Source organism: Streptomyces sp. NPDC023838 (assembly GCF_040639555.1).
In the GTDB taxonomy this organism is placed as follows: Bacteria; Actinomycetota; Actinomycetes; order Streptomycetales; family Streptomycetaceae; genus Streptomyces.
Genome location: NZ_JBFAAD010000003.1, coordinates 369,020 through 391,519 on the forward strand (window position 1 = coordinate 369,020; position 22,500 = coordinate 391,519).

A 22,500-nucleotide genomic window follows, 5' to 3' on the forward strand; every position below is an offset into this window, starting at 1 on the left:
CAACAGGGGCGCGGGGAACTGCGCGCCCAGCCCACCACCGCCCGCAGGCAAACGGGGGCCACGTGGAACCGCGTGAACGGTCCCACCTGCCGCAGCCCAACAAGGGGCGCGGGGAACTGCGCGAGCAACCCAGCACGGCCCGCAGACGCCATAAGGGGCGCGGGGAACTGCGCGGCCAGCCCACCCCACGGCCCGCAGGCAAACCGCCCCCGGCACCCGCCCCCCCGTACCCTGAAAGGGAACCCGACCCCCAAGGAGCCCCCCGTGGCCGAGGACGCCGAGAAGAGCAAGGAACGCGGCATAGCCCTCCGCGCCGGCTTCTACATCTTCGGCACACACCTCTTCGCCGGCTTCGTCTGGCTGCTCTTCTACGTGGGCGAGCACGCCCACAGGTGAATGCCGGGAGAATCCCGCAAGAATGCCGCAAGAATCCCCGGGCGAACGCCGAAAGCCCCCGCCCCCCAACCCCCCTCCCCGCTACACTCGCCCCATGACCTCCGTGCACCCCGTCCGCAACCTCTGCTGGTGGCGCTCCTCCTAGGAGCGGCCACCACGGAGGCGTGACGCCTGCACGATCCCGAGGGCCGTTCGACACGGACGGCCCTTTCGCATGCCAGACATGCCCCAGACCCACCCCTCTGGTGGCGAGGCCGTCCCCCGACGCCCGTCAGCCACTCAGAGAGGCCCACCCCATGCCCAGCCCAGCGCCCCGCATGCTCACCGGCGACCGCCCCACCGGCCCCCTCCACCTCGGCCACTACTTCGGCACCCTCCAGAACCGCGTCCGCCTCCAGGACAGCGGCGCCGAGATCTTCGTCGTCATCGCCGACTACCAGGTGATCACCGACCGCGACATCGCCGACGACCTCCTCGGCCACACCCACCGCCTCGTCCTCGACTACCTCGCCGTCGGCATCGACCCCGCCCGCGCCACCGTCTTCACGCACAGCGCCGTCCCCGCGCTCAACCAGCTCCTCCTCCCCTTCCTCAGCCTCGTCTCCGTCGCCGAGCTCGGCCGCAACCCCACCGTCAAGGACGAGATCGCGCACTCGCGCCAGTCCGCCGTCAGCGGCCTGATGTTCACGTATCCGGCCCACCAGGCCGCCGACATCCTCTTCTGCAAGGCCGACGTCGTCCCCGTCGGCCAGGACCAGGTCCCCCACCTCGAAGTCACCCGTACGATCGCCCGCCGTTTCAACGAGCGTTACGGGCCCGTCTTCCCCGAACCCGAGGCCATGCTCTCCGCCGCGCCCGTCCTCCTCGGCACCGACGGTACGAAGATGAGCAAGTCCCGCTCCAACTCCATCCCGCTCTCCGCCACCGCCGACGAGACCGCCGCCCTCATCCGCCGCGCCACCACCGACGCGGACCGCCGCATCACATACGACCCCGCCAACCGCCCCGGCGTCTCCGGCCTGCTCCAGCTCGCCGCCCTCTGCCAGGGCCGCGACCCGCACGCCGTCGCCGCCGACATCGGGGACGGCGGCGCCGCCGCGCTCAAGCGGACCGTCACCGAGGCCGTCAACACGTACTTCGCGCCGGTCCGGGCCCGCCGGGCCGAGTACGCGCAGGACCTCCCGTACGTACGAGAGGTCCTGCGCGAGGGCAACAAACGCGCCAACGCGATCGCCGAAGCCACGCTCGACGAGGTACGCACCGCGATGGGCAGCTTCCGCTAGCCCTCGCTGCCCGACGAGCCCTCGCCGCCCGACGATCCCCCGCCGCCCGACGAGCCCCCTGCGCTCCGCGTGTCGCACTCGAACCACACCGTCTTCCCGCCCCACACGTGCGGCACGACCCCCCACCGGTCCGCCACCGTCGCCACGATGAGCAACCCCCGCCCCGACTCGGCCAGTTCGTCGGGGTGGGAGGGCATCGCCGGCAGCTTCGGGCAGTCGTCCGTCAGCTCCACGCGGAGCCCGCCCGCCTTGGTGAATATCACCAACTGGCAGTGACGGCCGGGCACATGGCGTACGACGTTCGCCATGAGCTCGGTCAGCGCGAGTTCCGCGTCGTCGGCCAGGTCGCTCATGGACCAGTTGGCCAGGTACTGGCGGAGGATCCGGCGCAAATGCCGGGCCGAGTGGTCGCCCACGGTGAAGTTCATGCCGTAGCGCCCACCAACTTCCGCCTCGGAAGAGTGAGTTGCGTGATTCACGTCACCAGAGTGCAGTGATCTGGTTACGCTCGGCTACGGGCCGAAAAATCTGCCCACCGTGTGTGGTTGGGGGTGACCCTTCGTCATGGTCAACATCCGAAACCTTGATCCCGGCGCCTCGCCGCTGGACTACTACGGTTCCGAACTGCGCCGCAAACGCGAAGCAGCCGGAATGACCCAGGAGCAGCTCGGGAACTGCATCTTCTGCGCCGCGTCGCTGATCGGCCAGATCGAAACGGCGCGGAAGGTTCCGACGCGGGACATCTCGGAACGTCTGGACGCGGCACTCCTCACGGACGGGTTCTTCGCCCGGCTGGTGGGCCTGGTCCTGCGCAGCCAGCTGCCGTCGTGGTTCCAGCAGTACGCGGAGATGGAGGCGCGGGCGGCTTACATCTCCTCGTTCCAGGCGCAGTTGGTCTACGGCTTGCTCCAGACCGAGGATTACGCACGTGCGGTGCTCTGCGCGCGGCCCGAAGGGGACATCGACGCGCTCGTCGAGGCGCGCATGGAACGCCAGCGCATCCTGGACCGCGAGACGCCCCCGCTGGTCTGGGCGGTCATGAGCGAGGCGGTGCTCCACCAGGAGATCGGCGGCCACAAGGTCATGCGGGAGCAGCTTGAGCACCTGTTGCACCTGAACACGGCCCGCGAGTGGGTGAAGATGCAGATCCTGCCCTTCGAGGTCGGTGCGCACGCGGGGCTGCCCGGCTCGTTCAATCTCCTGCGGTTCGACGAGGACCCCGATCTCGTGTACACCGAGGACTTCGTCAGCGGTCATATGACGGCCAACGCGCAAGCTATCAGGGAGGGTTCGCTCAGTTACGATCACTTGCAGGCGACTGCCCTCTCCGTGGAGGATTCGGCGGCACTGATCGCGCGCGTAATGAAGGAGCGTTATGGGGATCAACGAGTACCTGACGGACGCTTCATGGCGTAAGTCTTCGTACAGCAGTAGCACGGGTGGCGACTGCGTCGAGTGCGCGCCCCTCGGCGCAGCCGCCTGGCAGAAGTCGTCGTACAGCTCCGACACCGGTGGCGAATGCGTAGAAATCGCCACCCAACCCCACCGCATCGCCGTCCGTGACTCCAAGAACCCGGACGGCGGGGCCTTCGTCGTCGGTCCCGCCGCCTTCACGGCCTTCGTGCGCAGCCTCTGAAAGCTCGCCTCTGAGGGGCAGATCGGTAAATGCGGCAAAGTGCAGCTCTCGTGTCCGGTTACCGTCCCTGCCCCTGGAGTTCTGCAATTCCGACCGGTGAGCACTTCGCGGCGCGAACCGGGCTGGAGGCCCAACAACCAGGCACGTCAGGGTCATTGACTGGTGAGTAACAACCGCTCATAATCGCAGCCATGGCCGGGCCATGGGCCGCTCTGCCCCGTACTCTCGCCGCAGAGCTGCGAAAAGAACAGCGTTCCACCGCGGCCGAGGTAATCCGGGAGATAAGGCACCACGTGCCGGAATTCTCCAGGCCGCTGAAAGGGAAGTTCGGGCAGGGAATCCAGCGCGGTGTGGAGACCGCGCTGGCCGAATTCGCGGACCTCGTGGAGGGCGCGGCCCCGCCCGCCGGCCCGGGTGAGGAGCGGTGGCGGGTCTACTGGGTGCTGGGGCGCGGCGAGTTCGCCGAGGGCCGCAGCCTGGACGCGCTCCAGGCCGCGTACCGGCTCGGCGCCCGCGTCGCCTGGCGGCGGTACGCGCGCACGGCGCGGCGGGCCGGGGTGGGCGCCGACCAGGTGGTGCTGCTCGCGGAGGCCGTGTTCTTGCACATCGACGAGATCTCCGCCGTCTCGGTGCGCGGCTACGCCGAGGCACAAGCCGACAAGGCGGGCGCGTTGGGGCGGCGGCGCCACCATCTGCTGGGACGGATTGTCTCCGGCGCGGACCCGTCCGCACTCGAACAGGCGGCGGTGGCGGCGGGCTGGACGCTGCCGGACACCGTGGCGTGCGTCGCGCTCGGACCCCCCGCCGAGCGCGACCGTACCCACCGCGGACTGCCCCCGCCGGTCCTCGCCGATCTGGACGGTGCCGAGCCGTATCTGCTGGTCCCGGAGCCGGAGAGCGCCTTCGGGGACCAGACGTTCGCGGCGGCGCTGGAGCTGCGCGGGGCCGTGGTCGGGCCCGCCGTGCCGCTCGCCATGGCGGCCGACTCACTGCGCTGGGCGCGCGCCCTCCTCGCGCGCATCGAGCGGCCCGCCGGGATCGTGCGCTGCGAGGAGCGCCTGCCCGAGCTGCTGCTCCTCGGGGACCAGCCTCTCGTACGGCTCTTCACCCACCGGCGCCTTCGCGCCCTGGACGACCTCACCCCGAAACAGGCCGACCGGCTCGCCACCACGCTCCTGGTGTGGCTCCAGTCCCATCGCGGCAGCGCCCCCGAGGTCGCGGAGCGGCTCGCGCTGCACCCGCAGACCGTACGCCAGCGCCTGCGCCGCATCGAAGAGCTCTTCGGGGCCGCGCTCGACGACCCGGACGCCCGCTTCGAGCTCGAAGTAGCCTTACGGTTCCGGCTGTTGGGTCCGGAGCAAGGTGTACCCGGAGTGTCCGACGGGTCTGTGTCCGGCGGGTCTGTGTCCGACGCGACTGGCGGGACCGGGCTCAGACGCCGCCTTCGATGAGGGTCCAGCCCGACGACACGTTCGGGAGCGAGCCGACGTGACGGTTCGTGACGCTCGCGCCCACGCGGCGGAGCCGCACATGTCACAGCCCCGCGCCCCTGGAAGCGCCCCTTCGGGGCGCCCAGGGGATTGCCGCGCAGCGGCACTTAAGGGGCGCGGGGAACTGCGCGGCCAGCCCCCACTCAGCCGCAGACAAAGGCCGGGCTTGAAAGGGGCGCGGGGAACTGCGCGACCAGCCCCCACCGAGCCGCAGACGGAGAACAAGCCACTTCCTGTGCTGGACCTCAGACGAACAGGAACGCCGAAGCCGTCGCCGCCCCCAGCGCCGCGCCCGCGACCGTCTGCGCCACCGTGTGGTAGCTCAGGGCCACCCGCGACCAGCACACCGCGATCGTCAGCGCGTACAGGAACAGCCAGCGCGGCTCGTGCTGGACCGCGGCGAGCAGCGCCACCACCGCCGACGCCACCGACGCGTCCACCGAGATCTTCCAGACCGTGTTCACCGCCAGCAGCCCGACCGTCATCACCCACAGCGCGAGCATCGCCGCCAGGATGCCGACGGGCGCGTCGCCCAGGACCATGACGAGCGAGCCGGCGCCGATCGAGCCGAGGATGACGAAGAAGATCGGGGCCCGCTTCGTACGGTCGACCACGTGCCGATCGCCCCAAGTGCCGCGCCCCCGCTCCCACTCGATGTACCCGGCGGGGATGAGGCCCGCGCAGAGCGCCCCGAGGAACCCCCACAGCAGCCCGGTCCAGTCACCCGCCGCCGCCAGCCCGATGCCGAGCATGCCGACGAGGAGGCAGTTGCGGGGCTGGAGCACGTTGGTGACGGCGAGGGCGACCGGCCGCCGGGTGGGGTCGTCGAGCCCGGCGGTGCGGCTCTCGGTGGTGCCGGAACCGGTGTCCGGACCGGCGTCGGTGTCGGGACCGGCGTCGGAAACGGCGTCGGTGTCGGGACCGGCGTCGGTGTCGATGTCGGTGTCGGGAGTCGTACGGGTCACGCGGGGCTCTCCTGGGCCTGGGCATCCGGCTGCGCCGACGCGAGCACCTCGCGGGCCCGGCCGGCGCCGATCGTCTTGTACGCGGCGGCCACCCGCACCAGCCAGGCGACCTCGCCGTCCTGGTCCGTGACGTGCTGCGACTCGATCGCCGCGGCCCGCCCGGCGGGAGCGCCGGCGGCCTTGGCCGCCAGGGCGGCCTTGATCCAGTGCGCGTCGGCGAGCGGCCCGGCCGCCTCGGGCCCGGCGGCCCGCTTGGCGGCGTCCAGGAGCTCGTCCGGCACGTAGTGGCGCAGCTTCTCCACCGCGTCCGCGATGTCCGCAGCCCACCGGTCGATCCGCAGGTCGGCCGGGGTGTCGAAGCGCGTCAGCTCCCGTACGAGAGAGGCGGGCGGCTCGAACGGCTGGTCCGGGAAGGCCGTCATCAGCTCGTACCAGAGCGGGTGCAGCCGCGCCTGCGCCCGCCACAGCCGCACGCGCCGCCAACCCTTGCTGAACGCGGGGATGGACGCGCCGAGCGCGAAGAACGCGAAGAGCACGACCTGCGAGGCCTCGGTGATCTCGTCGAAGCGCAGCGCGAACGACTTGCTCGGCTGGTCGGCCACGCTCACCCACAGGAACAGCGTCCGGCTGAGGGTGTAGGCCACGCCGATGAACATGGCGAAGGTCATCATCCCGAGCCCGACGCGCAGGTGCCGCACCCGCGCGTTGCCGGTGGCCAGCGCCCACTGGTACGCGCACACGGCCGAGGAGGCGCCCAAGTACAGGTAGAACACGCTCATGTAGAGCGTCGCGCCCCATTGCCCCGCGTGGTCCGAGACGAACCGGTCGGAGGGGACGGAACGGTCGACGACCGTGAAGAACAGCACGGTCAGCAGGATCAGCGTCGCCACCGACGCCTTGGTGGCGACCCGCTGTACGGTCCGCGCGAACCGCACGTGCCGGGGGATGGCGCCCTCGTCCGGGAAGTGGCCGTAGATCGCCACGATGTAGCTGAGGATCGCCAGGATGGCGATGGTGGCGGTGTAGTGCTTGATGAGGACGGCGAGGTCGGTCACCTCACTGTCGTTCAGTGTGATCCGTACGACCTTGGTCTTGGTCCACAGGGCGACGGCGAACCCGGCGTAACAGCCCCACAGGGCGCGCCGGCGCTTGTCCTCCTCGTCGCCCCACAGGGCGGCGGGCATGCGCCACAGGGCGACGGCGGTCATCAGCGCGGCTATGAGATAGCCGGCGAGGTCGAGGGGAGTCATTCGGGGGGATTCCTCGGGGGCAGGAATGGGGGGGACGGGATCCGCGCCGGGAAGCGCGGGGGCGGTGCGGAGCGGCTGCGTTCTCTGCGGCTGCGTTCTCTGCGGCTGCGTTCTCTGCGGGTTCGTTCTCTGCGGCTGCGGTCTCTGCGGTTCAGTCTCTTCGGAAGGGGTTCAGCCCCAGGCCCCGGCGGCGGTGGGCGACGGGCCGGGAGAGCGAGTTGGCGAGCCGGCCGACCATGTCGTCGCTGGTCACGTCCAGGGCCATCCGGGGGATGAGGGAGGCCCCGAACTCGGCGACGCGCTCGTCGTGGGTGTCGTACTGCGCGCGGGCCTGCACGGTGGCGCCGGAGCTGACGACGCGCTGGATGAGCGAGGTGTCGAACATCGGCAGCAGCGCCTTGAGCTGCTCGGCGTCGAGGGAGGTGCCGTGGTCGAACCACTCGTGGCACAGCTCGTGGAGGATGACGTGCTGGGTCTGGTAGTCGGTGGGCCGCTTGCGGTAGAGGACGAAGCTGGTGGTCCCGGCCTTGAGCCGGAGCCCGCAGGCGGCGTTGACCCGCGCCAGCCGGTCGGGCAGCTCCCGCAGCACGATGGTGCGGCCGCGGGCCTCCTCCATGTTCGCGACCAGGCCCTCGATGCTGAACGGGGCGGGGATCGGCAGGTCGGCGAGCCCGGCCTCGCACTCTCTCCGCAGCTCACGCATGGACATGGAAGTGTCTCGGTCCCTCTGGGCGTAGTCACGCGTGCGTCTGGACATGCGGTCGACCGACTGGACAGCTGAGCGGTCGGCGCATCTTAACGAACGAGAGTGAATACGGGGGGTCCGGCGACGTCAGGAAGGCGTCAGAAGGCGTCAGGAAGGCGTCAGGAGTTGGACGGGCCCTGGGCGTCGGAGCCGCCCTCGCTGTCCTTCTTGCCGCTGCTCTCCTCAAGGAGCGAGAGGGCGAACTGGAGGAGCTCGGCGGAGAGGCCGTCGTCGTCGACGCCGCGCCCCGCGATGCCGCTGATCTCGCCCGTACGCCGCTTGGCGAGGAACTGGAGTCCGGCCACGACGTCGTCGACGACCTCGGACTCGTCCTTGAAGAACCGCCAGTCGACACCGAAGCCGAGCCCGAGCGCCTTGAGGATGTCCTCGGAGGGCTGGGTGACCTTGCCCGCGAGGATGTTGGAGAAGTAGCTGTGCGACAGGTGTCCGCCGCGCTCCTTCACCAGGTCGGAGAACGCCCGCCCCGAGACGTTCTCGCCGGGGAAGGTCTTCTCCACCATGTAGGCGACCTTCTGCTGCAAGGTCGCCAGTTCAGGCGTGTCGTCTTCCATCGGATCCCCACCCCGTCTGGTCAGAACTGGGCTTGCACAAACACTCTACGCCACTGTTAACTCGAAAAAACACGGGCAGGGGGCCACGAGGGGAGTCCCTTGCCCGTGTGAAGGCCCCGCCATGCCCGAAGCCGGGCGGGGCGCCCGCGCGGCCGTGCTCAGGCGTGCCCGCACATAGATGTAGCCCTTCGCGACGGGGGATGCACGAAGGGCTACCCATACATTATGACACCGCATCAGGCGTCAGGAACAGTCGCCTCGCCGATAGCGCGTGCGTACGTACGTACGCAACCGCGCCGACGGGAGGGGTCCGCCCGCCGGTCGTGCCGATAGCAGATGCACAGCCGCCCGCCTACGTACCTCGTGGTAACTCCCGTACGGGGAACGTAAGATCAGGCCGATGAGCGAGCCCACGACCGTACGACCGACCGCTTCCCCGGCCTTGCTGGTGCGGGAATTCCACACCGCGTTCGGCCTGGACGCCCGGACGACCCCCACGGAGGTCCCGCCGGACCTCGCGGCCCACCGCCGGGACCTGCTGGTGGAGGAGGCGGCCGAGGCGGCGGAGGCCGCGGTCGAGGGCCCCCTGGACCACCTGGCCCACGAACTGGCGGACGTCGTGTACGTGGCGTACGGCACGGCCCTGGTCCACGGCATCGACCTGGACGCGGTCATCGCGGAGGTCCACCGCGCCAACATGACCAAACTGGGCCCCGACGGCCGCCCGCTGCTGCGCGCCGACGGCAAGGTCCTCAAGGGCGAGCACTACCGGGCGCCGGACGTGGCCCAGGTGCTGCGGGGGCAGGGGTGGCAGGGCTGAGCGCCCGCCACTTCCTCGACTTGCTGGTCGACGGGGACATCGCCAACAACCAGTTGAACTGGCAATGGATGGCCGGAACAGGGAACGACACCCGCCCGAATCGCATCCTCAATCCTGTGAGCCAAGGCAAGCGCCTGGACCCGCGCGGCATGTACGTACGCCGCTGGGTCCCGGAACTGGCGGGGGTGGCGGACCGGTTCGTCCACGAGCCGTGGAAGCTCCCCGCTGCGGACCGGGCCGCGACCGGCTATCCGCCCCCGCTCGTCGAACCGGGGGAGGGGCGGGCGCGGTTCGAGCGGGCGGGCGGGGGCTGAAGCGGCACGGCAAAACCCCGGTGTCCGGGGACGCGGCTTTTATGATCTTGGAAAGCAAATGCAGGACGGCCAAAAGGGAGACAAAACGCCCCGTGCGGCGAACATGACGCGCCGTTGAATATGAATCTTGTGAGAAATCTGTGGATTGTCATACCATTCGCAGGCGCGCCGAAGCCTTCTGACCAGCGGCTGTCCGGCATATGGATTCACTGCACCCCAGGGGGACTTACCACCATGCCCGACACGGCTCGCCATGCGCTCATACCCTCGCCTCGAATCGAGCCGAGAGCGCCTGCCGAGACGCCTCGCTCCGGGCGACTGTACGCGCTGGACGGGCTGCGGCTGTTCGCCGCACTCACCGTGGTGCTCTACCACTACATGGCGCGCGGCGGAGGCTGGCACGGTGATGTGAAGGCGCTCTTCCCGACGGCCTTTCCGATCGCCGCCTACGGCTGGCTCGGCGTTCAACTCTTCTTCCTGATCAGTGGCTTCGTCATCTGCATGAGCTGCTGGGGCAAGACGCTCAAGGATTTCTTCGTCTCCCGCGTGGTGCGGCTCTACCCGGCGTACTGGTTCGCGATCCTCGCGACCACGCTGACCGTCGCCCTGATCCACGGCGGCGCCAAGCCGCTGCCGCTGAGCGACATCCTGTCCAACCTGACGATGCTTCAGGAGGCGTTCGGCGTCGAGCACGTGGACGGCGCCTACTGGACCCTCTTCGTCGAGCTGCGCTTCTATCTGCTGTTCGCCGTGGTCGCCTGGTGGGGACTCACCTACCGCCGGGTGCTGCTCTTCTGCTGCGTCTGGGCCGCGGCCAGCGCCATGTACGCCAAGGCGCCGACGGACGACCCCGTGCGGATGCTGATCATGCCGGACAACAGCTGGTACTTCATCGCGGGCATGGCGTTCTACCTGATGTACCGGTTCCGCCCGAACCTGATGCTGGCCGGCGTGGTCCTGCTCTGCTTCTGCTCGTCGCTGCCGTTCGCGCACAGCACGTGGAAGAACACCAACCGGTACATGGGCCACACGGTGCCGTCCTGGCCGGTGGTCCTCATCATCGCCGCCTGCTTCGGGGTCATGGCGCTCGTCGCCACCGGGAAGCTCTCCCGGATCTCCTGGCGCTGGCTGCCGTACGCGGGGGCGCTGACCTATCCGCTGTATCTGCTGCACCAGGTCATCGGGCGCGAGCTGTTCAGTCTGCTGGCGCCGCGCATGCCGGCCCATGTGCTGCTCGTCTCGGTGATCGCGGCCATGCTGGCCGCCGCCTGGCTGCTGCACCGCTATGTCGAACGGCCCCTGGCCAGACGTCTCAAGCGGGGACTCGCCCAGCTCTGAGCGACTCGCCGCGCCCCTGACCCGTACCGCCTTCTCCTCTCGCCGGGAAACCCCACGCCCCGGCGGAGCGCACGCGCGACGGCCGGCCCACAGCCGCCGCGCGCCCGATCCACCGAAGAACAGCCGTCGCCCGGGAGCGTGTTCCCGCCAGGCGCGCTGCCCACCTGTCCCTGAACCGACCGTCCCCACCGATCGGAGAGTTCAGAAAGGCCCATCCACACCATGCGTCTGTTCAACCGTTTCGCGGCGGCCCCGTCCCTGCCCCGTCAGCGCGGGACCACCGGACCGGCACCGCACCTGCAGATCTGCGCCCACACGGACGACGACCTGTACTTCATGACGCCCGACCTGCTCCAGTCCGTCGAGGCGGGGGTGCCCATCGTCAGCGTCTACCTGACGACCGGCGAGGCCGACGGCATCAACCTGGCCATGGACGACCCGGCCCGCAAGACCGCCGTGCCCGACTTCGCGGGCTACACCGCCGCCCGCCAGCACGGCATACGCGCCGCCTACGCCGCCATGGTGACCGGCAGCCGCCGCGCCCCGTGGCAGCGCTCCACCCTGAAGGTGCGCGACGGCGTCACCGCGGAGATCAGCACCCTGGGCGAGAACCGCGTCGTTCTGATCTTCCTCAACCTGCGTACGGGGCACGGCGCCGCCGGCTCCAGCATCATCGGCCTGTGGCGCGAGACCAGCGCCGACCTGGCCACCCTGCGCCCCACCGACAGCCCCATCCCGGCCAAGAGCGACGGCCGGCGGATGACCCGGTCCGCGGTGATCGACACCCTCGCCGACCTGCTGAAGCACTACGCGCCCTCGGTGGTCCGGATCATGAACCCGGACCCCGACCGCACCGCCATCGACCAGAAGACCGGCGAGATCACCTACGCCGACAACCCGGACCACACGGCCACCGCGTTCTTCGCCATGGCCGCCCTCGACGTCTACGAGCGCACCGAGCCGGAGCAGCCGCCCGCCGTCGAGAGCTACCTCGGCTACTGCAACAAGCTGCGCCCCAACAACCTCAGCGCCCAGCAGGCCGCCAGGAAGTTCTCGTACCTCAGCGTCTACGGCGGCGAGGACGGCCACGACTGCGAGCGGCCCCCGGGCCTGTGCGGCGACCGGCCGCTGGGCAACCGCGCGTACAACCGCTTCTACGGCCAGAGCACCAGCTACCGCTGGCAGCCCAGCACCAGCTGGCTCCAGCAGCGCGCCGACGGCCGGCTCACCGCCTTCGGCGTGCGCGGCGGCCGCCCGGTGATGTGGACCCAGGACCGGCCCGGCGGCGAGAGCTGGTCGGGCCCGGAGCCGCTCGGCCAGTGGCCCGCGGCCGAGGGCCGCTGCCTGTCCCGCCTCGACGCGGTACGCGACGCCAGCGGCCGCATCCACGTCATCGCGGTGCGGGCCAGGGTCGGCGCCGCCCCCGAGCGCCAGCAGCGCGACCTGATGCACGTCGTGCAGGACGCGCACACCGGCGCGTTCGGCGCCTGGACCGACCTCCAGAGCCCGTACAGCACGGCGGCCCAGCATGAGCCGCGCCGCCGCGCCCTGGGCATGCCGATCGTCGCCGTCACCGGCAACCACGTCCGGGTCGTCATCCGCAACTTCGGCGGCGGCCTCAGCACCCGCCTGCTGACCGAGGACGGCTGGCAGCCGTGGGACGACCTGCAGGGCGGCGCCCTGGAGGGGGCCGCGGCGGTCACCCTGCGCCGGGGCACGGTCGAGTTCTACGCCACCAGCCGGATGATCGGCATGGGCATGCTGCGCTGGCACCAGCGCACCCCCGGCGGCGCGTTCGAGCGCGACTACGGCACCCAACTCGCGCGCCCCGCCGCCCCCGTGACCCTCGTCGAACAGTCCGACGGCAGTCTGCTGATGTTCTCGCGCCAGCCCGGTACGGGATGGGTGCTGGCCAACCGCCAGGACGGACAGGGCGGCATCTGGGACACCCAGCCCGAGATCGCCGACACCACGCCCGGCTTCGGCCCGCTCGCCCACGCTGTCCTGCCCACCGGCGAGGCGGCCCTGGTCCAGCGCAGCGACGACCACGGCCTGACGCTCTCGATCCAGCCCCTGGACGGCAGCCCCCTGACCCACGAGTGGACCCCCCTGGGCGGCAGCCCCTTCCTCCACGCCCCCTCCGCGGCCCTGGACGCGGCCGGCAACCTGGTGGTGGCCCACCTGGACGCCCAGGCCCGCCTCAACACCCTGACGCTCCCGGCCGCGACGGGCTACCGCCCGTCGCAGACCCCCACCTGGTCGCCCCACCCGACGACCGACCGCGAACCGGACCGCACCACGGCTCCGGTCCGGGCCTGAGGGGGGAAAGCCCCGGGCCGGCGGCCCGGGGCTCCCGCCGCCGGACGGCCCGCCTCACCCACCGTGCCGGTCCCCGTGAAGGGCGGTGCTGATGGTGAAGTGGGCAAGCTTCTCCGCGAGTTCACGCGCGGCCCGGGTGGCCTCGGCGTACGACTCGTGGTGCTGATCGAGGCGTGGGGCCAGGGCGGGGTCGACGTGTGCGTTGACCAGTTCGGCGCTGATGATCTCGGCGTCGTCGACGGCGTAGTGCCCGCGGAAGAAGTCCAGGAGGTAGCGGCCCTGGTGGTCGTACGGCTCGCGCGGCAGGCCGGGGCCGTAGGCGCCGCCGCGTGCGGAGGCGACCACGAACTTGCGCGGTGCGAGCACCATCTTGGGGAAGGTGACCTGGTCGATCCACGCTTTGAGGGCGGCCGGGACCCCGAAGTTGTACATCGGCGCCCCGATGAGGACGACATCGGCGGCGACCAGCTCGGCGAGGAGCGGCTCGACGACCGCCCAGGCCGCACGCTCCTCGTCGGTGCGGACGGCCTCGGTGTACCGGTCGATGTCGGTGATGCCCTCGCGCAGGAGCGTGTCGCAGATGCGGGTCCATGCCTCGCGGATCGGCGGCACCGGCTCGGCGGCGAGATCCCGGTACGTCACGGTGCCGCCGCCGGCCGCCCGCCACGTGGCGGCGAACGCCGCCCCGAGCCGCCGGGAGAAGGAGTCGGGGCGTGCGCTGGAGTCGAGGTGGAGGAGGCGCGGCATGGGGAACTCCCGGGGCAGGTGTGGGCGTTGCGGGCCGAGCGAGGTAAGTGGACGCAGTGTCCACTTACCTCCGCCGCAGGACCGTACACCTAAGTGGACAGTGCGTCCACTTAGCTTCTAGGGTGCTGTCATGAGCGAACTTCCGCTGCTGTCCCAAGCCGGGACCGCACCCGGCGCGCCGCCCGAGCGGGCGGACGCCGCGCGCAACCGGGCCCGGATCCTCGCGGCCGCCGAACGGCTCTTCTCCGAGCGCGACCCCGCCTCGGTGACCATGGACGACATCGCGAAGGCCGCCGGGGTCGGCCGCGGGACGCTGTACCGCCGCTATCCCGACCGCGCGGCGATCGCCCGCGCACTGCTCGACGAGCACGAGCGGGCCCTCCAGGAGAAGCTGCTGCGCGGCGCGCCGCCGCTCGGCCCCGCAGAGCCGGGCGGGCGCCCCGTGTCACCGGGCGAGCGACTGGCCGCGTTCTACGCCGAGATGGCGGAACTCCTGGAGGCCCACCTCCCCCTGGCCCTAGGCGCGGAGACCGGGGCGGTCCGCTACGGGACGGGCGCGTACGGCTTCTGGCACGCCCACGTCGCCCACCTGGTACGCGAGGCCGGCCTCGCCGACCCACAGCCGCTCGCCGACCACCTACTGGCCCCGCTGGCCCCCGAACTGTTCCGACACCAACGCGAACGGGGCGTCAGCACGGAACGCATCACGGCGGGGCTCACCACGCTGGCACATCACACCCTGGGCTCTTGACTCGGCCGGTCAAGGCTTTCCGGCCACGCAACCCCTCTGCTGACCACCACCGCGGATCCCCTCGCAGCCGTCCGCAGTATGGCAACACGGCTACCTTGGCTGATTCCCACGCCGAAGAGCGCCGGACCGCCCAGGCTGCTGGGTGCCTCACCGAAGTCGGTCTCGGCGTGCGGGATTTACGTGAGTGAGGCGCGGAGAGGGGTGAGACACGGTTTCATCAGTTGAGTCCCGAGCCGGCTGCCGGGGACCTTAATTCCCACCCCTCATGACCGCGGAGTCCTGTACGGACGTACCTGACCGGCCCAACAGTTCAGACGCTAGCGGACGCCACTGACAGCGGAGCCTGGAACGAGGCCCATCCAGGTCGCTCCACAGCCTTCAAGGAGCAGCATCGGGCCCCTGGCGCCGGAGCTCCACCGTGATCGTCCGTCCCGGCTTCCGAGTACGGGCGCGACGTCCCAGCCGTGTGCGCCTGCCGGCGGCGGTGCCGCCGCAGAGGGGCGGGCCCGGAACAACTGGGCCCGATGAACCCGCATAGTTGGGCTGACCACCTGAGGCTTGCCTGGGATCCAGAATGGGCCAATCCGGACGAAATAAACTTCTCCCAACGCACCGTATCCCCCAACGGCTACGTGGAGGCCGGTAATCATTGAGCGAGTAGATCAGGGCGGAGCAATTCAGGAAGCGTATGAATTCCGGGCCGAAGAGAAATGCACTGGGCGGGCCGGTCCCTCCAACGGGACTGCAAGAAAGGCCACAGCAGCCACAGCACGTGCGCAACGGGACGTGTAAGCAAAAATGACCACGATTGAATGCCTCTGGGCAGATTTTCACCTTCCCGTCAGAGATGCCCTGCATTATGCAGATGGGAGGTCCTTTGGTGTCGACCTCGACCCCGGCGTGCCGAGCGGTTTGAGGGTGCTCGCCCCGTTTCATCTCGATGAAATGCTGGAGAGTGATCCCTCTGGGGTTTCTTCGGTTGATGGGCTGGTCGCAGTAGACCTGGGGAGTAAGGGACTGCTGTGGGGCGGCGAAGGTTCGTACGGGTCGGAGGGGTTCATTGCGCGGTTGACTGTTGACCGTGCGCTCATCTGGGCAATTTTCTTCACGGAATCCAATCCATTTGATCGGATCCAGCTGTCCGGAAACGTGGCCACCTTCAGCTCAACCTCGGGGTTCGAGATCACAGTTGACATCGACGATCCAGGAACTTGGCCCTCCGGACAGTGTTCCGGGCATGGGCATGGGCATGGGCATGGGTGACGAGGACGTCGACGAAGAGGTCGACCCACCGCCGCCGGGTCTGTCGGCGGCGGTAACACGGACGCGCCTGCACGTAGGCGAAGGGCGAGAGCGGGCCGCCCGGTCCCCGGCCCTTACCCGGCAGCCCGGATCTCGGCCGCCCCTCGCTTGTGCCTGACCCGTCGGCGTCCGTGTCGGTCGCGGGTGCGTTCGGCCGGGCCCCGGCGCGGGCACGAGTGGCGTCGACGACAGCGAACGGCTCACAGGCATGGCGCAGGACCGCTCCCATGGCCCGGGCAGCCCAGCGGTCGAGCAGAGCGGGCAGCGGGGCGGGAGCGGTCAAGGTCGAGCTGGCGGGCGGCCCACGGCGGGAGTAGCCCGCTGGCGCTGTTCAACAGAATGCGCAGGGCCACGCGTTCCACAGGGCCGCTGCCCAGTTCGCGCAGGAAGCCGACGGTGGCCAGGGCGGTGTCGGTGGCTCTCGGCTCGCTGCGGACGCAGGCGAGTCGGCGACGGCAGATCCCGCTTTCCGCTCTCCCTTCCGGCGCGCAAGCTCGCTACCAGCGGTATTTCATACCGTGGGGAACCATGCTCCGCTCCTAGGCCGTCGCGCGTCGGCTGCATCGGACTTCCAAGGGGCTCAGCGGCGGCCTCGCCGATCCTCGTAGTTGACGAAGTAGCTCACAACAGTGAGCACGCCGAGAATTCCCATGCCGAAGAGGGCGAGGATCGTCGAGATCCCCTTCCCGTCCAGCGCGGAGCGCACCCCACCGGCGAGCCCGCCGACGCCGAAGCAGATGCCGAAGACGAGAAACCGCGAACTCTGGGGTTTCAGCCAGTGCCGCAGCTCCGGGCGCCGGCGCCTGCGCGTGGGCGGGCGTGCGGAGTGCGTCATCGGTACCTCACTTTTCCCGGTTCCGCCGGGGCGGTCACATGGGTGTCGCTCGGGTTCCTGGGCTGGTTCGGCGTGTAGTAGAAGTCGATCCCTGTCGCGGCCAGGGCGACCGGCGCGCCGAATATCTTCTCTCCGAACCTGCCGACCGTGTTGATGAACGTGGGGCGATGGTGTTTGCCGCGTACGTCGCCCAGGAGCGAGCCCTTGGCGAGGTGCTTGCTGGCCTCGCCGCCGGCCGCGGAGGGGGAGCCGCCGATCGCGCCCTGTATCGCGCCGTTGACGTCTCCGTGCAGTGCCGCCTCGCCGCCGCCCATCCAGGAACGGTAACTGAGGAACTCGGCAATGGGCTTGATGGTGCCGCTGCCCCACTTCGAGGGTGGCGTGTAATCCTGCGAGTCCGTCTTGGTCTGCTGCGCCTGCTGGGCGTCGGCCCCCGCATCCTTCACAGAGCCGTAGTACGTGCCGCCGAACTGATGCTTGTCCTTGGTGAGTTGCCACAGGCCCCAAGAGCAAGTCGAGTCCGCTTCCGCCGCGCGACCGATGATCGCGTCGATGCGCCGCTGCAGTGCGTCGAAGTCGTCCTGAGCCACCACGTACACGGGATCCCCGTGGGACATGCGCTGTGGCGGGGCGCTACGGGTCAGCGTGCCGTCGGCGTGGATCGTGATGCCGGCGGGCGGATTCTCGCAGAGATCCTTCAGGTCGTCCCTAGCCGCCTTGATCTTGTCGTCCTATCCATGACGGTGTAGGGAGCCCTCAGCGGTGCCGCTAAAGCCTGTCTCAGTCTCGGGATGCACAGCCCGATTCGGGGTCCTGCTCTATGAGGCTGCCCCCTGTCCGAACAGATTGCCGTTGCAGCGTCACTCCGGTCATCCGTCAGAGTCTCCTTCGGTGCCTCCGAGTTCCGCGGTGATCTCGCTGATCCGCTGCTCCGTCTTGGACGCGGCCCTGCGCTGCCGATCAAGCTTCGTCTCAGCTTTCCGAAGCTCGGTGGCCAAGCGCTCCCGCTGGTCCTCGCCCTCGGGGTCTTCTGTGGGACCGATGTGAACGGCCTCGACCCCGCCTCGCCGCTTCCCACAGCTCGGGCACTCCACAACGGATGCCGAGTAGTACCGGTGATCGCGGTATTGGGTACGGCGGACGCTGTGGTCGCAAGTGAGTGGGAGGTCCCAGGAGTGTTGGCCCCCGACAAACGACTCACAACGGCGGTCGCACCTTCCCTCGCCCGCGCACCTTTGCATCAGCGGTATGCGGCGCACTGATCACGCTGTGCTCGGGGACGATGCGGGCGGCGAGCGTGACGCCGCTGTCGATGCGGCAGTTGCGGCCGACGGCGACGCCGGGTCCGAGGGAGATGTTGTTGCCGGTCTGGGTGCCGTCGCCGATCAGGGCTCCGAACTGCGTGGTGCCACATCGGTACAGACCCCAGTCGACTCGCATGAGGACTTCGCGGTCGGGGCGGCGCATGTTCTCGCACATGTTGATCGCGGCGACGGTGACGGACGCCGAGAAGTGGACCCCGGCGCCGATGATCGTGTGATTGATGCCGATGCGGTGGCCCAGTACCGACCCTTCTCCGACGAAAGCCCTGGTCACCTCGCAGTTGAAGCCGATCAAAGCTCCGTCCGCGAGGACGGAGCTCTTGCGGACGGTGGTGAACTCGTGGATCTGAACGTGAGGGCCGACGATCACGTCGTCACCGACGATCGCGGTCGGGTGGATGTACGCGGTGGGGTGGATGCGCTGATCGCCGAGGTGGTCCAGCGCTGCTGCGTGCAAGGTGGGCCACTGGGCGAGGAAGTCGGCAGGTCGTACGCGGCGAGGTCGCCGTACGGGGTGGCGGCCAGGGCGCCCTTGCTGCTTCCTCGGGTGTAGTCGGCCAAGTGGACGGAGGGCATGGCTGGGGCTCCTTCCGGGTGAACGGCGGCCCTTGCGCAGCCGCTAGCATCACGGGCTTCGGGGGTGCCGCCGAGGACGGGAGTGGGTCGTCGTGACGCGACCGCGTGTGGGTGTGGCCGTACTGACCATGGGCAACCGGCCCGCCGAACTGGCCGCTCTGCTGGACTCGGTGGCCAAGCAGGACGAGGCGGCGGCCCGCGTCGTGGTCGTGGGCAACGGCTCGCCCCTGCCCGACCTGCCCGACTGGGTCACGGCCGTCGAACTCGACGAGAACCTGGGCGTGTCCGGCGGCCGCAACGTGGCCATGGACCGGCTCCGCGCGTACGGAGACGTGGACATCCTGGTGGACCTGGACGACGACGGGCTGCTCGTGGACGCGGACGTCGTCCGGCGCATCGCCGACCTGTACGAGCAGGACCCGCAGCTTGGCATCGTGTCGTTCCGGATCGCGGACGAGAGCGGGGAGACGCAGCGGCGGCATGTACCGCGGCTGCGGTCGTCCGATCCGATGCGCCGCGGCGAGGTGACCACATTCCTCGGCGGCGGCCACGCGCTGTCCATGGCGATGCTGGAGCGGGTCGGCGGCTGGCCGGAGGAGTTCTTCTTCACCCACGAGGAGACCGACCTGGCCTGGCGGGCCCTGGACGACGGCTGGAAGGTCCTCTACGAGCCCGCCCTGCTGCTGCAGCACCCCAAGACCAGCCCGGCCCGGCACGCCGTCTACTACCGGATGACCGCCCGCAACCGGGTCTGGCTGGCCAAGCGCCACCTGCCCGCTCCCCTCGTCCCGGTCTACCTCGGCACCTGGACCGCCCTCACCCTGGCCCGTACACGCTCGCTCGGGGGCCTGCGGGCCTGGGCCGGCGGCTTCGCCGAAGGGGTGCGCCAGCCGTGCGGCGTGCGGCGGCCCATGCGGTGGTCGACGGTGTGGCGGATGACCCGGCTCGGCCGTCCGCCGGTCATCTAGGCGCCCCGGCCACCTGGGCGACCCGTTCGTCCAGCCATTCCGGGATCGCCTCCGGGGTCTTGCGCAACCACTCCACGTACCGGCGGATCCCGTCGGCGACGGTCACCTTCGGGGCCCAGCCCAGCATGGCCTGCATGCGGCGAGTGGCCGCGTATCCACCGAGCGGGTCGCCGGGTGGCATGGGCGTCTCCATGAACTGGGCGTTCGGATGGTGGTCGCGGATCAGCTCCGCCACCTTGCGGATGCTGGTCGCCACGCCCGTGCCGATGTTGACCGTCTCCGTGTGGGTCTGCGCCGACACCATCGCCCGGATGGTCGCTTCGGCCACGTCGTCGACGTGGATCAGGTCCCGGACCTGGTGGCCGCCGCCGTTGAGGTGCAGCGGCAGGCCGAGTGCGGCGCGGGCCGCGAACCAGGCCACCACCCAGGAGTGGCTGCCGGGCTTGACGGTCTGGGGCTCTCCGTAGACGGAGAAGTAGCGCACGACCGTGTACGACGTGCCGACCGCGCCGAGCGTGAGAGCCGTCTGCACCTCGCCCCACGCCCCCGGCCCGCGGGGGGTGGACCCGGCGATGACCGCCGCGCGCCGCCGCTCGGCACTGTTCGAGGTCGATTACCTTACTGCCGCACGCACGAAAATCTATGGTGGCCGGAGTAGACATTGGGCAGTGGTGTGGTTATGGTTTCTCTCGTAGCTCAGAGAGATCGCAGGGCCTGGCAGAGACGAACTGCCGGGCAGCAGTACCCGCAGTACAGGTAGTTGCAGTGTGTAGGACGGTGCGGTGGTGGAGTTCCGAAGCCAGGGTTGTTGCAGGACGGCGACGGGACTGACGACCGGACCGGGTGGCCCGCAGTGATCAGGGGCCGCCGCAAGCAGTACCGCATTAACGCAGGTGGAAGTACCCGTAGTAAGCGCAGTTCGCAGTACCCAGCAGTGAAGCAGTGAGCAGTACCTCGGTGAAGGCGTCGGCTGCGGGCGCGCGCACCGGGAAGTTCGGCAGTGGGGTTCCAAGCCAGAGCAGACGCAGGACGGGCGACGGGGCTGGCTGCCGACGCGTGGCGCTTGATCAGGTCACGAGCAGTACAAGCGGTTCGCAGTACAGCAGTACGCAGTCCCCTTAGTAAGTATCCAGAGGAAAGAACGGAGGAGCCAGCGCCATCAGGATCGCCCGGACGGAAGATCTGAGTCCGGGTACCGCAGGACATCGATAGTGAGGTGGTCTCCGGTCACGCATCCGCGATCCCCGCAATCCCGACAGCATTCACGTCGGGTCTGCGGACACAGAAGGCCGGTGCAGTATCAGGGCCGGCAGATGGTGTAGCAGTTCCTTCGGGGCCCTGGTGCCAGTACGGCGCCAGGGCCCCTCGGCGCGTTCCACAGAGAGGTGCAGATGACAGCAGACGACTCCTACGGCCGACTCGACGACGATGACTATCCCGCCTACACCATGGGCCGGGCCGCCGAGATGCTCGGCACTACCCAGGGCTTCCTCCGCGCCATCGGCGAAGCCCGCTTGATCACCCCGCTCCGCTCCGCCGGGGGACACCGCCGCTACTCCCGCTACCAGCTGCGCGTCGCCGCCCGCGCCCGAGAGCTCGTCGACCAGGGCACGCCCATCGAAGCCGCCTGCCGCATCGTCATCCTCGAGGACCAGCTCGAAGAAGCACAACGCATCAACGCCGAATACCGCAGCGCTGCCGAACCGGGGAAGCCGTCGACCGCAGCCTGAGCCAGTGCGCGCCCGCCGGGCGGGGGCAGGGCGTCGAGGGTTTCGGCCAGTGCGGTGATGTGGGCCTGGGCGGCGGGCGCGTCGTCGACGCAGGCGCCGCAGATCGGCCATCTTGCGCACGACCTCGGCATCGGCTGTGTCGCATGCGCGTGGACGGAAGGGGTGGACAGTCGTCCGCCCCTTCGCCTGACGGGGCATGAGCGCCCGCAGGTTCTGGGCCGGCGTCCCACTGGTCCGGCCCTGTGGCGTGTCCAGTCACGACCCTCGCTAAGAGGTGGTTCTGGTTGGCCTGGAGCCGCGCTGTGGTGGGGCCCGGCGGGTCAGGCGATCGGGAGCAGCGCCTGTTCGGGGCTGGCGGGGCAGACCCAGGCCGCAGAGTCATCCACCGCGGCAGCGGACATCGGGTGAGGGTGCCCCGGACACAGCGGAATGGCCTGGCCATGTGTCAGCTCGATGGCCCAGTCCTGAAGTCGGTCAGCGAGGAGCACCAGAGCCTCGACGTGATCCATGTCCAGTGGCAGGTGGACCCGCGTCGACTCGTCGGCGCTGGTTACCAGCACGTGGACGCCGTCGTCCAGGGGCGGCTCATCGTCGAGCGGCCCTGGCCCTGACTGCACGGCAAGCCGGGAGCTGTACGCCCCCGCAGGGAGGGGCGGAGTGCTGGGATGCCCGTGTTCCGGCGTGATGGCTGTCGAGTCGTATCCGACGGTCACGACCGAGGTCTTGCACCGGCCTGCCAGGCCGAGACGGTTCACGATCGCTTCGGCCTGACGGGTCACCAGCTCAGTGGGATGCATGCGGGAATCATCCGCGAAACGGGCTTTCCGGGGGGCGTGATCAGTGCGGCGCCGGGATCCACGCTCGCCCGGTCTGGCGCCGTCGCGTTCCTGTCGTCGGATATGCAGGTACTTCGCGCGGCGCCTTATGGCACGCGAATGGCACGTGCCCCAGAAATGGTCCAGACAACAAAAAAGGCCCCGGTCACCGACCAGGGCCTTAGCTGTGGAGCGAGTGACGGGAATCGAACCCGCGCTCTGAGCTTGGGAAGCTCATGTTCTACCATTAAACTACACTCGCGTAACGACCCCCCGAAGGGGACTCGCATCGTTGCTCACCCTACCCCATCCCAGGCCCCCGGCGT

The 22,500-nt window shown here is 69.7% G+C and carries 23 protein-coding genes, 1 tRNA gene and 1 pseudogene; 13 read left to right on the forward strand and 12 right to left on the reverse strand.

Annotated elements, in window-relative coordinates; translation table 11 throughout:
- The first annotated feature begins 264 nt into the window (after positions 1-264).
- Positions 265-396 carry a DUF6126 family protein gene (locus AB0G17_RS05960; protein ID WP_361376102.1) on the forward strand — a complete coding sequence of 44 codons (132 nt, stop codon included), beginning with the start codon at positions 265-267 and terminating at the stop codon, positions 394-396.
- Between the two features lie 296 nt (positions 397-692).
- On the forward strand, positions 693-1,679 hold the full coding sequence (trpS, locus tag AB0G17_RS05965) for a tryptophan--tRNA ligase (protein ID WP_361376105.1): 987 nt from the start codon (positions 693-695) through the stop codon (positions 1,677-1,679).
- Here trpS and AB0G17_RS05970 read toward each other — a convergent pair.
- Positions 1,676-2,107: an ATP-binding protein gene (locus AB0G17_RS05970; protein ID WP_361376108.1), complete on the reverse strand. Its 432-nt coding sequence runs from the start codon at positions 2,105-2,107 to the stop codon at positions 1,676-1,678. The two genes, trpS and AB0G17_RS05970, sit on opposite strands and share 4 nt — an antisense overlap.
- Before the next feature lie 136 nt (positions 2,108-2,243).
- Between AB0G17_RS05970 and AB0G17_RS05975 the strand changes: the two genes are divergently transcribed.
- From AB0G17_RS05975 to AB0G17_RS05985, 3 genes are all read left to right on the forward strand, one after another.
- Entirely contained in the window at positions 2,244-3,095 is an 852-nt protein-coding gene (locus tag AB0G17_RS05975) for a helix-turn-helix transcriptional regulator (protein WP_361376111.1), read from the forward strand.
- A complete protein-coding gene (locus tag AB0G17_RS05980) occupies positions 3,055-3,315 on the forward strand; it encodes a DUF397 domain-containing protein (RefSeq protein ID WP_361376114.1) in 261 nt (86 codons plus the stop codon). Before AB0G17_RS05975 ends, AB0G17_RS05980 begins: the two co-directional genes overlap by 41 nt.
- 350 nt (positions 3,316-3,665) lie before the next feature.
- A complete protein-coding gene (locus AB0G17_RS05985) occupies positions 3,666-4,766 on the forward strand; it encodes a helix-turn-helix domain-containing protein (protein WP_361376117.1) in 1,101 nt (366 codons plus the stop codon).
- A gap of 284 nt (positions 4,767-5,050) precedes the next feature.
- Here the strand turns inward: AB0G17_RS05985 and AB0G17_RS05990 are convergent, their stop codons facing one another.
- From AB0G17_RS05990 to AB0G17_RS06005, 4 genes are all read right to left on the reverse strand, one after another.
- Positions 5,051-5,770, reverse strand: coding sequence for a hypothetical protein (locus AB0G17_RS05990; protein ID WP_361376119.1), 720 nt, complete (start codon positions 5,768-5,770; stop codon positions 5,051-5,053).
- Entirely contained in the window at positions 5,767-7,020 is a 1,254-nt protein-coding gene (locus tag AB0G17_RS05995; protein WP_361376121.1) for an MAB_1171c family putative transporter, read from the reverse strand. Before AB0G17_RS05995 ends, AB0G17_RS05990 begins: the two co-directional genes overlap by 4 nt.
- 151 nt (positions 7,021-7,171) lie before the next feature.
- Positions 7,172-7,729 carry a toxin gene (locus AB0G17_RS06000; protein ID WP_361376123.1) on the reverse strand — a complete coding sequence of 186 codons (558 nt, stop codon included), beginning with the start codon at positions 7,727-7,729 and terminating at the stop codon, positions 7,172-7,174.
- A gap of 155 nt (positions 7,730-7,884) precedes the next feature.
- Positions 7,885-8,337 (reverse strand): hypothetical protein, encoded by a 453-nt coding sequence (locus AB0G17_RS06005; protein WP_361376126.1) that lies wholly within the window; start codon positions 8,335-8,337, stop codon positions 7,885-7,887.
- Positions 8,338-8,737: 400 nt separating this feature from the next.
- On the opposite strand from AB0G17_RS06005, the gene AB0G17_RS06010 reads away from it, so the two are divergent.
- The 4 genes and pseudogenes from AB0G17_RS06010 (at position 8,738) to AB0G17_RS06025 (ending at position 13,128) form a co-directional block, all read left to right on the forward strand.
- Positions 8,738-9,157, forward strand: coding sequence for a MazG nucleotide pyrophosphohydrolase domain-containing protein (locus AB0G17_RS06010; protein ID WP_361376129.1), 420 nt, complete (start codon positions 8,738-8,740; stop codon positions 9,155-9,157).
- A gap of 2 nt (positions 9,158-9,159) precedes the next feature.
- Positions 9,160-9,471, forward strand: a pseudogene (locus AB0G17_RS06015) (FAD-binding domain-containing protein); the annotation flags it as partial.
- Between the two features lie 234 nt (positions 9,472-9,705).
- Entirely contained in the window at positions 9,706-10,809 is a 1,104-nt protein-coding gene (locus AB0G17_RS06020; protein ID WP_361376132.1) for an acyltransferase, read from the forward strand.
- A gap of 222 nt (positions 10,810-11,031) precedes the next feature.
- Positions 11,032-13,128 (forward strand): PIG-L family deacetylase, encoded by a 2,097-nt coding sequence (locus AB0G17_RS06025; protein ID WP_361376135.1) that lies wholly within the window; start codon positions 11,032-11,034, stop codon positions 13,126-13,128.
- A 54-nt stretch (positions 13,129-13,182) separates the two neighbouring features.
- Here AB0G17_RS06025 and AB0G17_RS06030 read toward each other — a convergent pair whose 3' ends face one another.
- On the reverse strand, positions 13,183-13,875 hold the full coding sequence (locus AB0G17_RS06030; protein ID WP_361376138.1) for an NAD(P)H-dependent oxidoreductase: 693 nt from the start codon (positions 13,873-13,875) through the stop codon (positions 13,183-13,185).
- A gap of 130 nt (positions 13,876-14,005) precedes the next feature.
- Here AB0G17_RS06030 and AB0G17_RS06035 point away from each other — a divergent pair, with 130 nt between their 5' ends.
- A complete protein-coding gene (locus AB0G17_RS06035) occupies positions 14,006-14,626 on the forward strand; it encodes a helix-turn-helix domain-containing protein (protein ID WP_361376141.1) in 621 nt (206 codons plus the stop codon).
- Between the two features lie 798 nt (positions 14,627-15,424).
- On the forward strand, positions 15,425-15,889 hold the full coding sequence (locus tag AB0G17_RS06040; protein ID WP_361376144.1) for a hypothetical protein: 465 nt from the start codon (positions 15,425-15,427) through the stop codon (positions 15,887-15,889).
- 619 nt (positions 15,890-16,508) lie between these two features.
- On the opposite strand, the gene AB0G17_RS06045 is transcribed toward AB0G17_RS06040, so the two are convergent.
- The 3 genes from AB0G17_RS06045 to AB0G17_RS06055 form a co-directional block, all read right to left on the reverse strand.
- Positions 16,509-16,763 carry a hypothetical protein gene (locus AB0G17_RS06045; protein ID WP_361376147.1) on the reverse strand — a complete coding sequence of 85 codons (255 nt, stop codon included), beginning with the start codon at positions 16,761-16,763 and terminating at the stop codon, positions 16,509-16,511.
- Positions 16,760-17,353 carry a hypothetical protein gene (locus AB0G17_RS06050; protein WP_361376150.1) on the reverse strand — a complete coding sequence of 198 codons (594 nt, stop codon included), beginning with the start codon at positions 17,351-17,353 and terminating at the stop codon, positions 16,760-16,762. The genes AB0G17_RS06045 and AB0G17_RS06050 overlap by 4 nt, the downstream gene beginning before the upstream one ends.
- A 607-nt stretch (positions 17,354-17,960) precedes the next feature.
- Positions 17,961-18,542, reverse strand: coding sequence for a transferase (locus AB0G17_RS06055; protein ID WP_361376153.1), 582 nt, complete (start codon positions 18,540-18,542; stop codon positions 17,961-17,963).
- Between the two features lie 211 nt (positions 18,543-18,753).
- Here AB0G17_RS06055 and AB0G17_RS06060 point away from each other — a divergent pair, with 211 nt between their 5' ends.
- Positions 18,754-19,629, forward strand: coding sequence for a glycosyltransferase family 2 protein (locus AB0G17_RS06060; RefSeq protein ID WP_361376156.1), 876 nt, complete (start codon positions 18,754-18,756; stop codon positions 19,627-19,629).
- Here the strand turns inward: AB0G17_RS06060 and AB0G17_RS06065 are convergent.
- Positions 19,622-20,161 (reverse strand): NAD-dependent epimerase/dehydratase family protein, encoded by a 540-nt coding sequence (locus AB0G17_RS06065; protein ID WP_361376159.1) that lies wholly within the window; start codon positions 20,159-20,161, stop codon positions 19,622-19,624. The genes AB0G17_RS06060 and AB0G17_RS06065 overlap by 8 nt on opposite strands.
- 859 nt (positions 20,162-21,020) lie before the next feature.
- Between AB0G17_RS06065 and AB0G17_RS06070 the strand changes: the two genes are divergently transcribed.
- On the forward strand, positions 21,021-21,359 hold the full coding sequence (locus AB0G17_RS06070) for a MerR family transcriptional regulator (protein ID WP_361376162.1): 339 nt from the start codon (positions 21,021-21,023) through the stop codon (positions 21,357-21,359).
- 320 nt (positions 21,360-21,679) lie between these two features.
- On the opposite strand, the gene AB0G17_RS06075 is transcribed toward AB0G17_RS06070, so the two are convergent.
- On the reverse strand, positions 21,680-22,156 hold the full coding sequence (locus AB0G17_RS06075; RefSeq protein WP_361376165.1) for a hypothetical protein: 477 nt from the start codon (positions 22,154-22,156) through the stop codon (positions 21,680-21,682).
- Positions 22,157-22,362: 206 nt separating this feature from the next.
- Positions 22,363-22,436 (reverse strand) — tRNA-Gly (locus AB0G17_RS06080).
- Positions 22,437-22,500 lie beyond the last annotated feature (64 nt).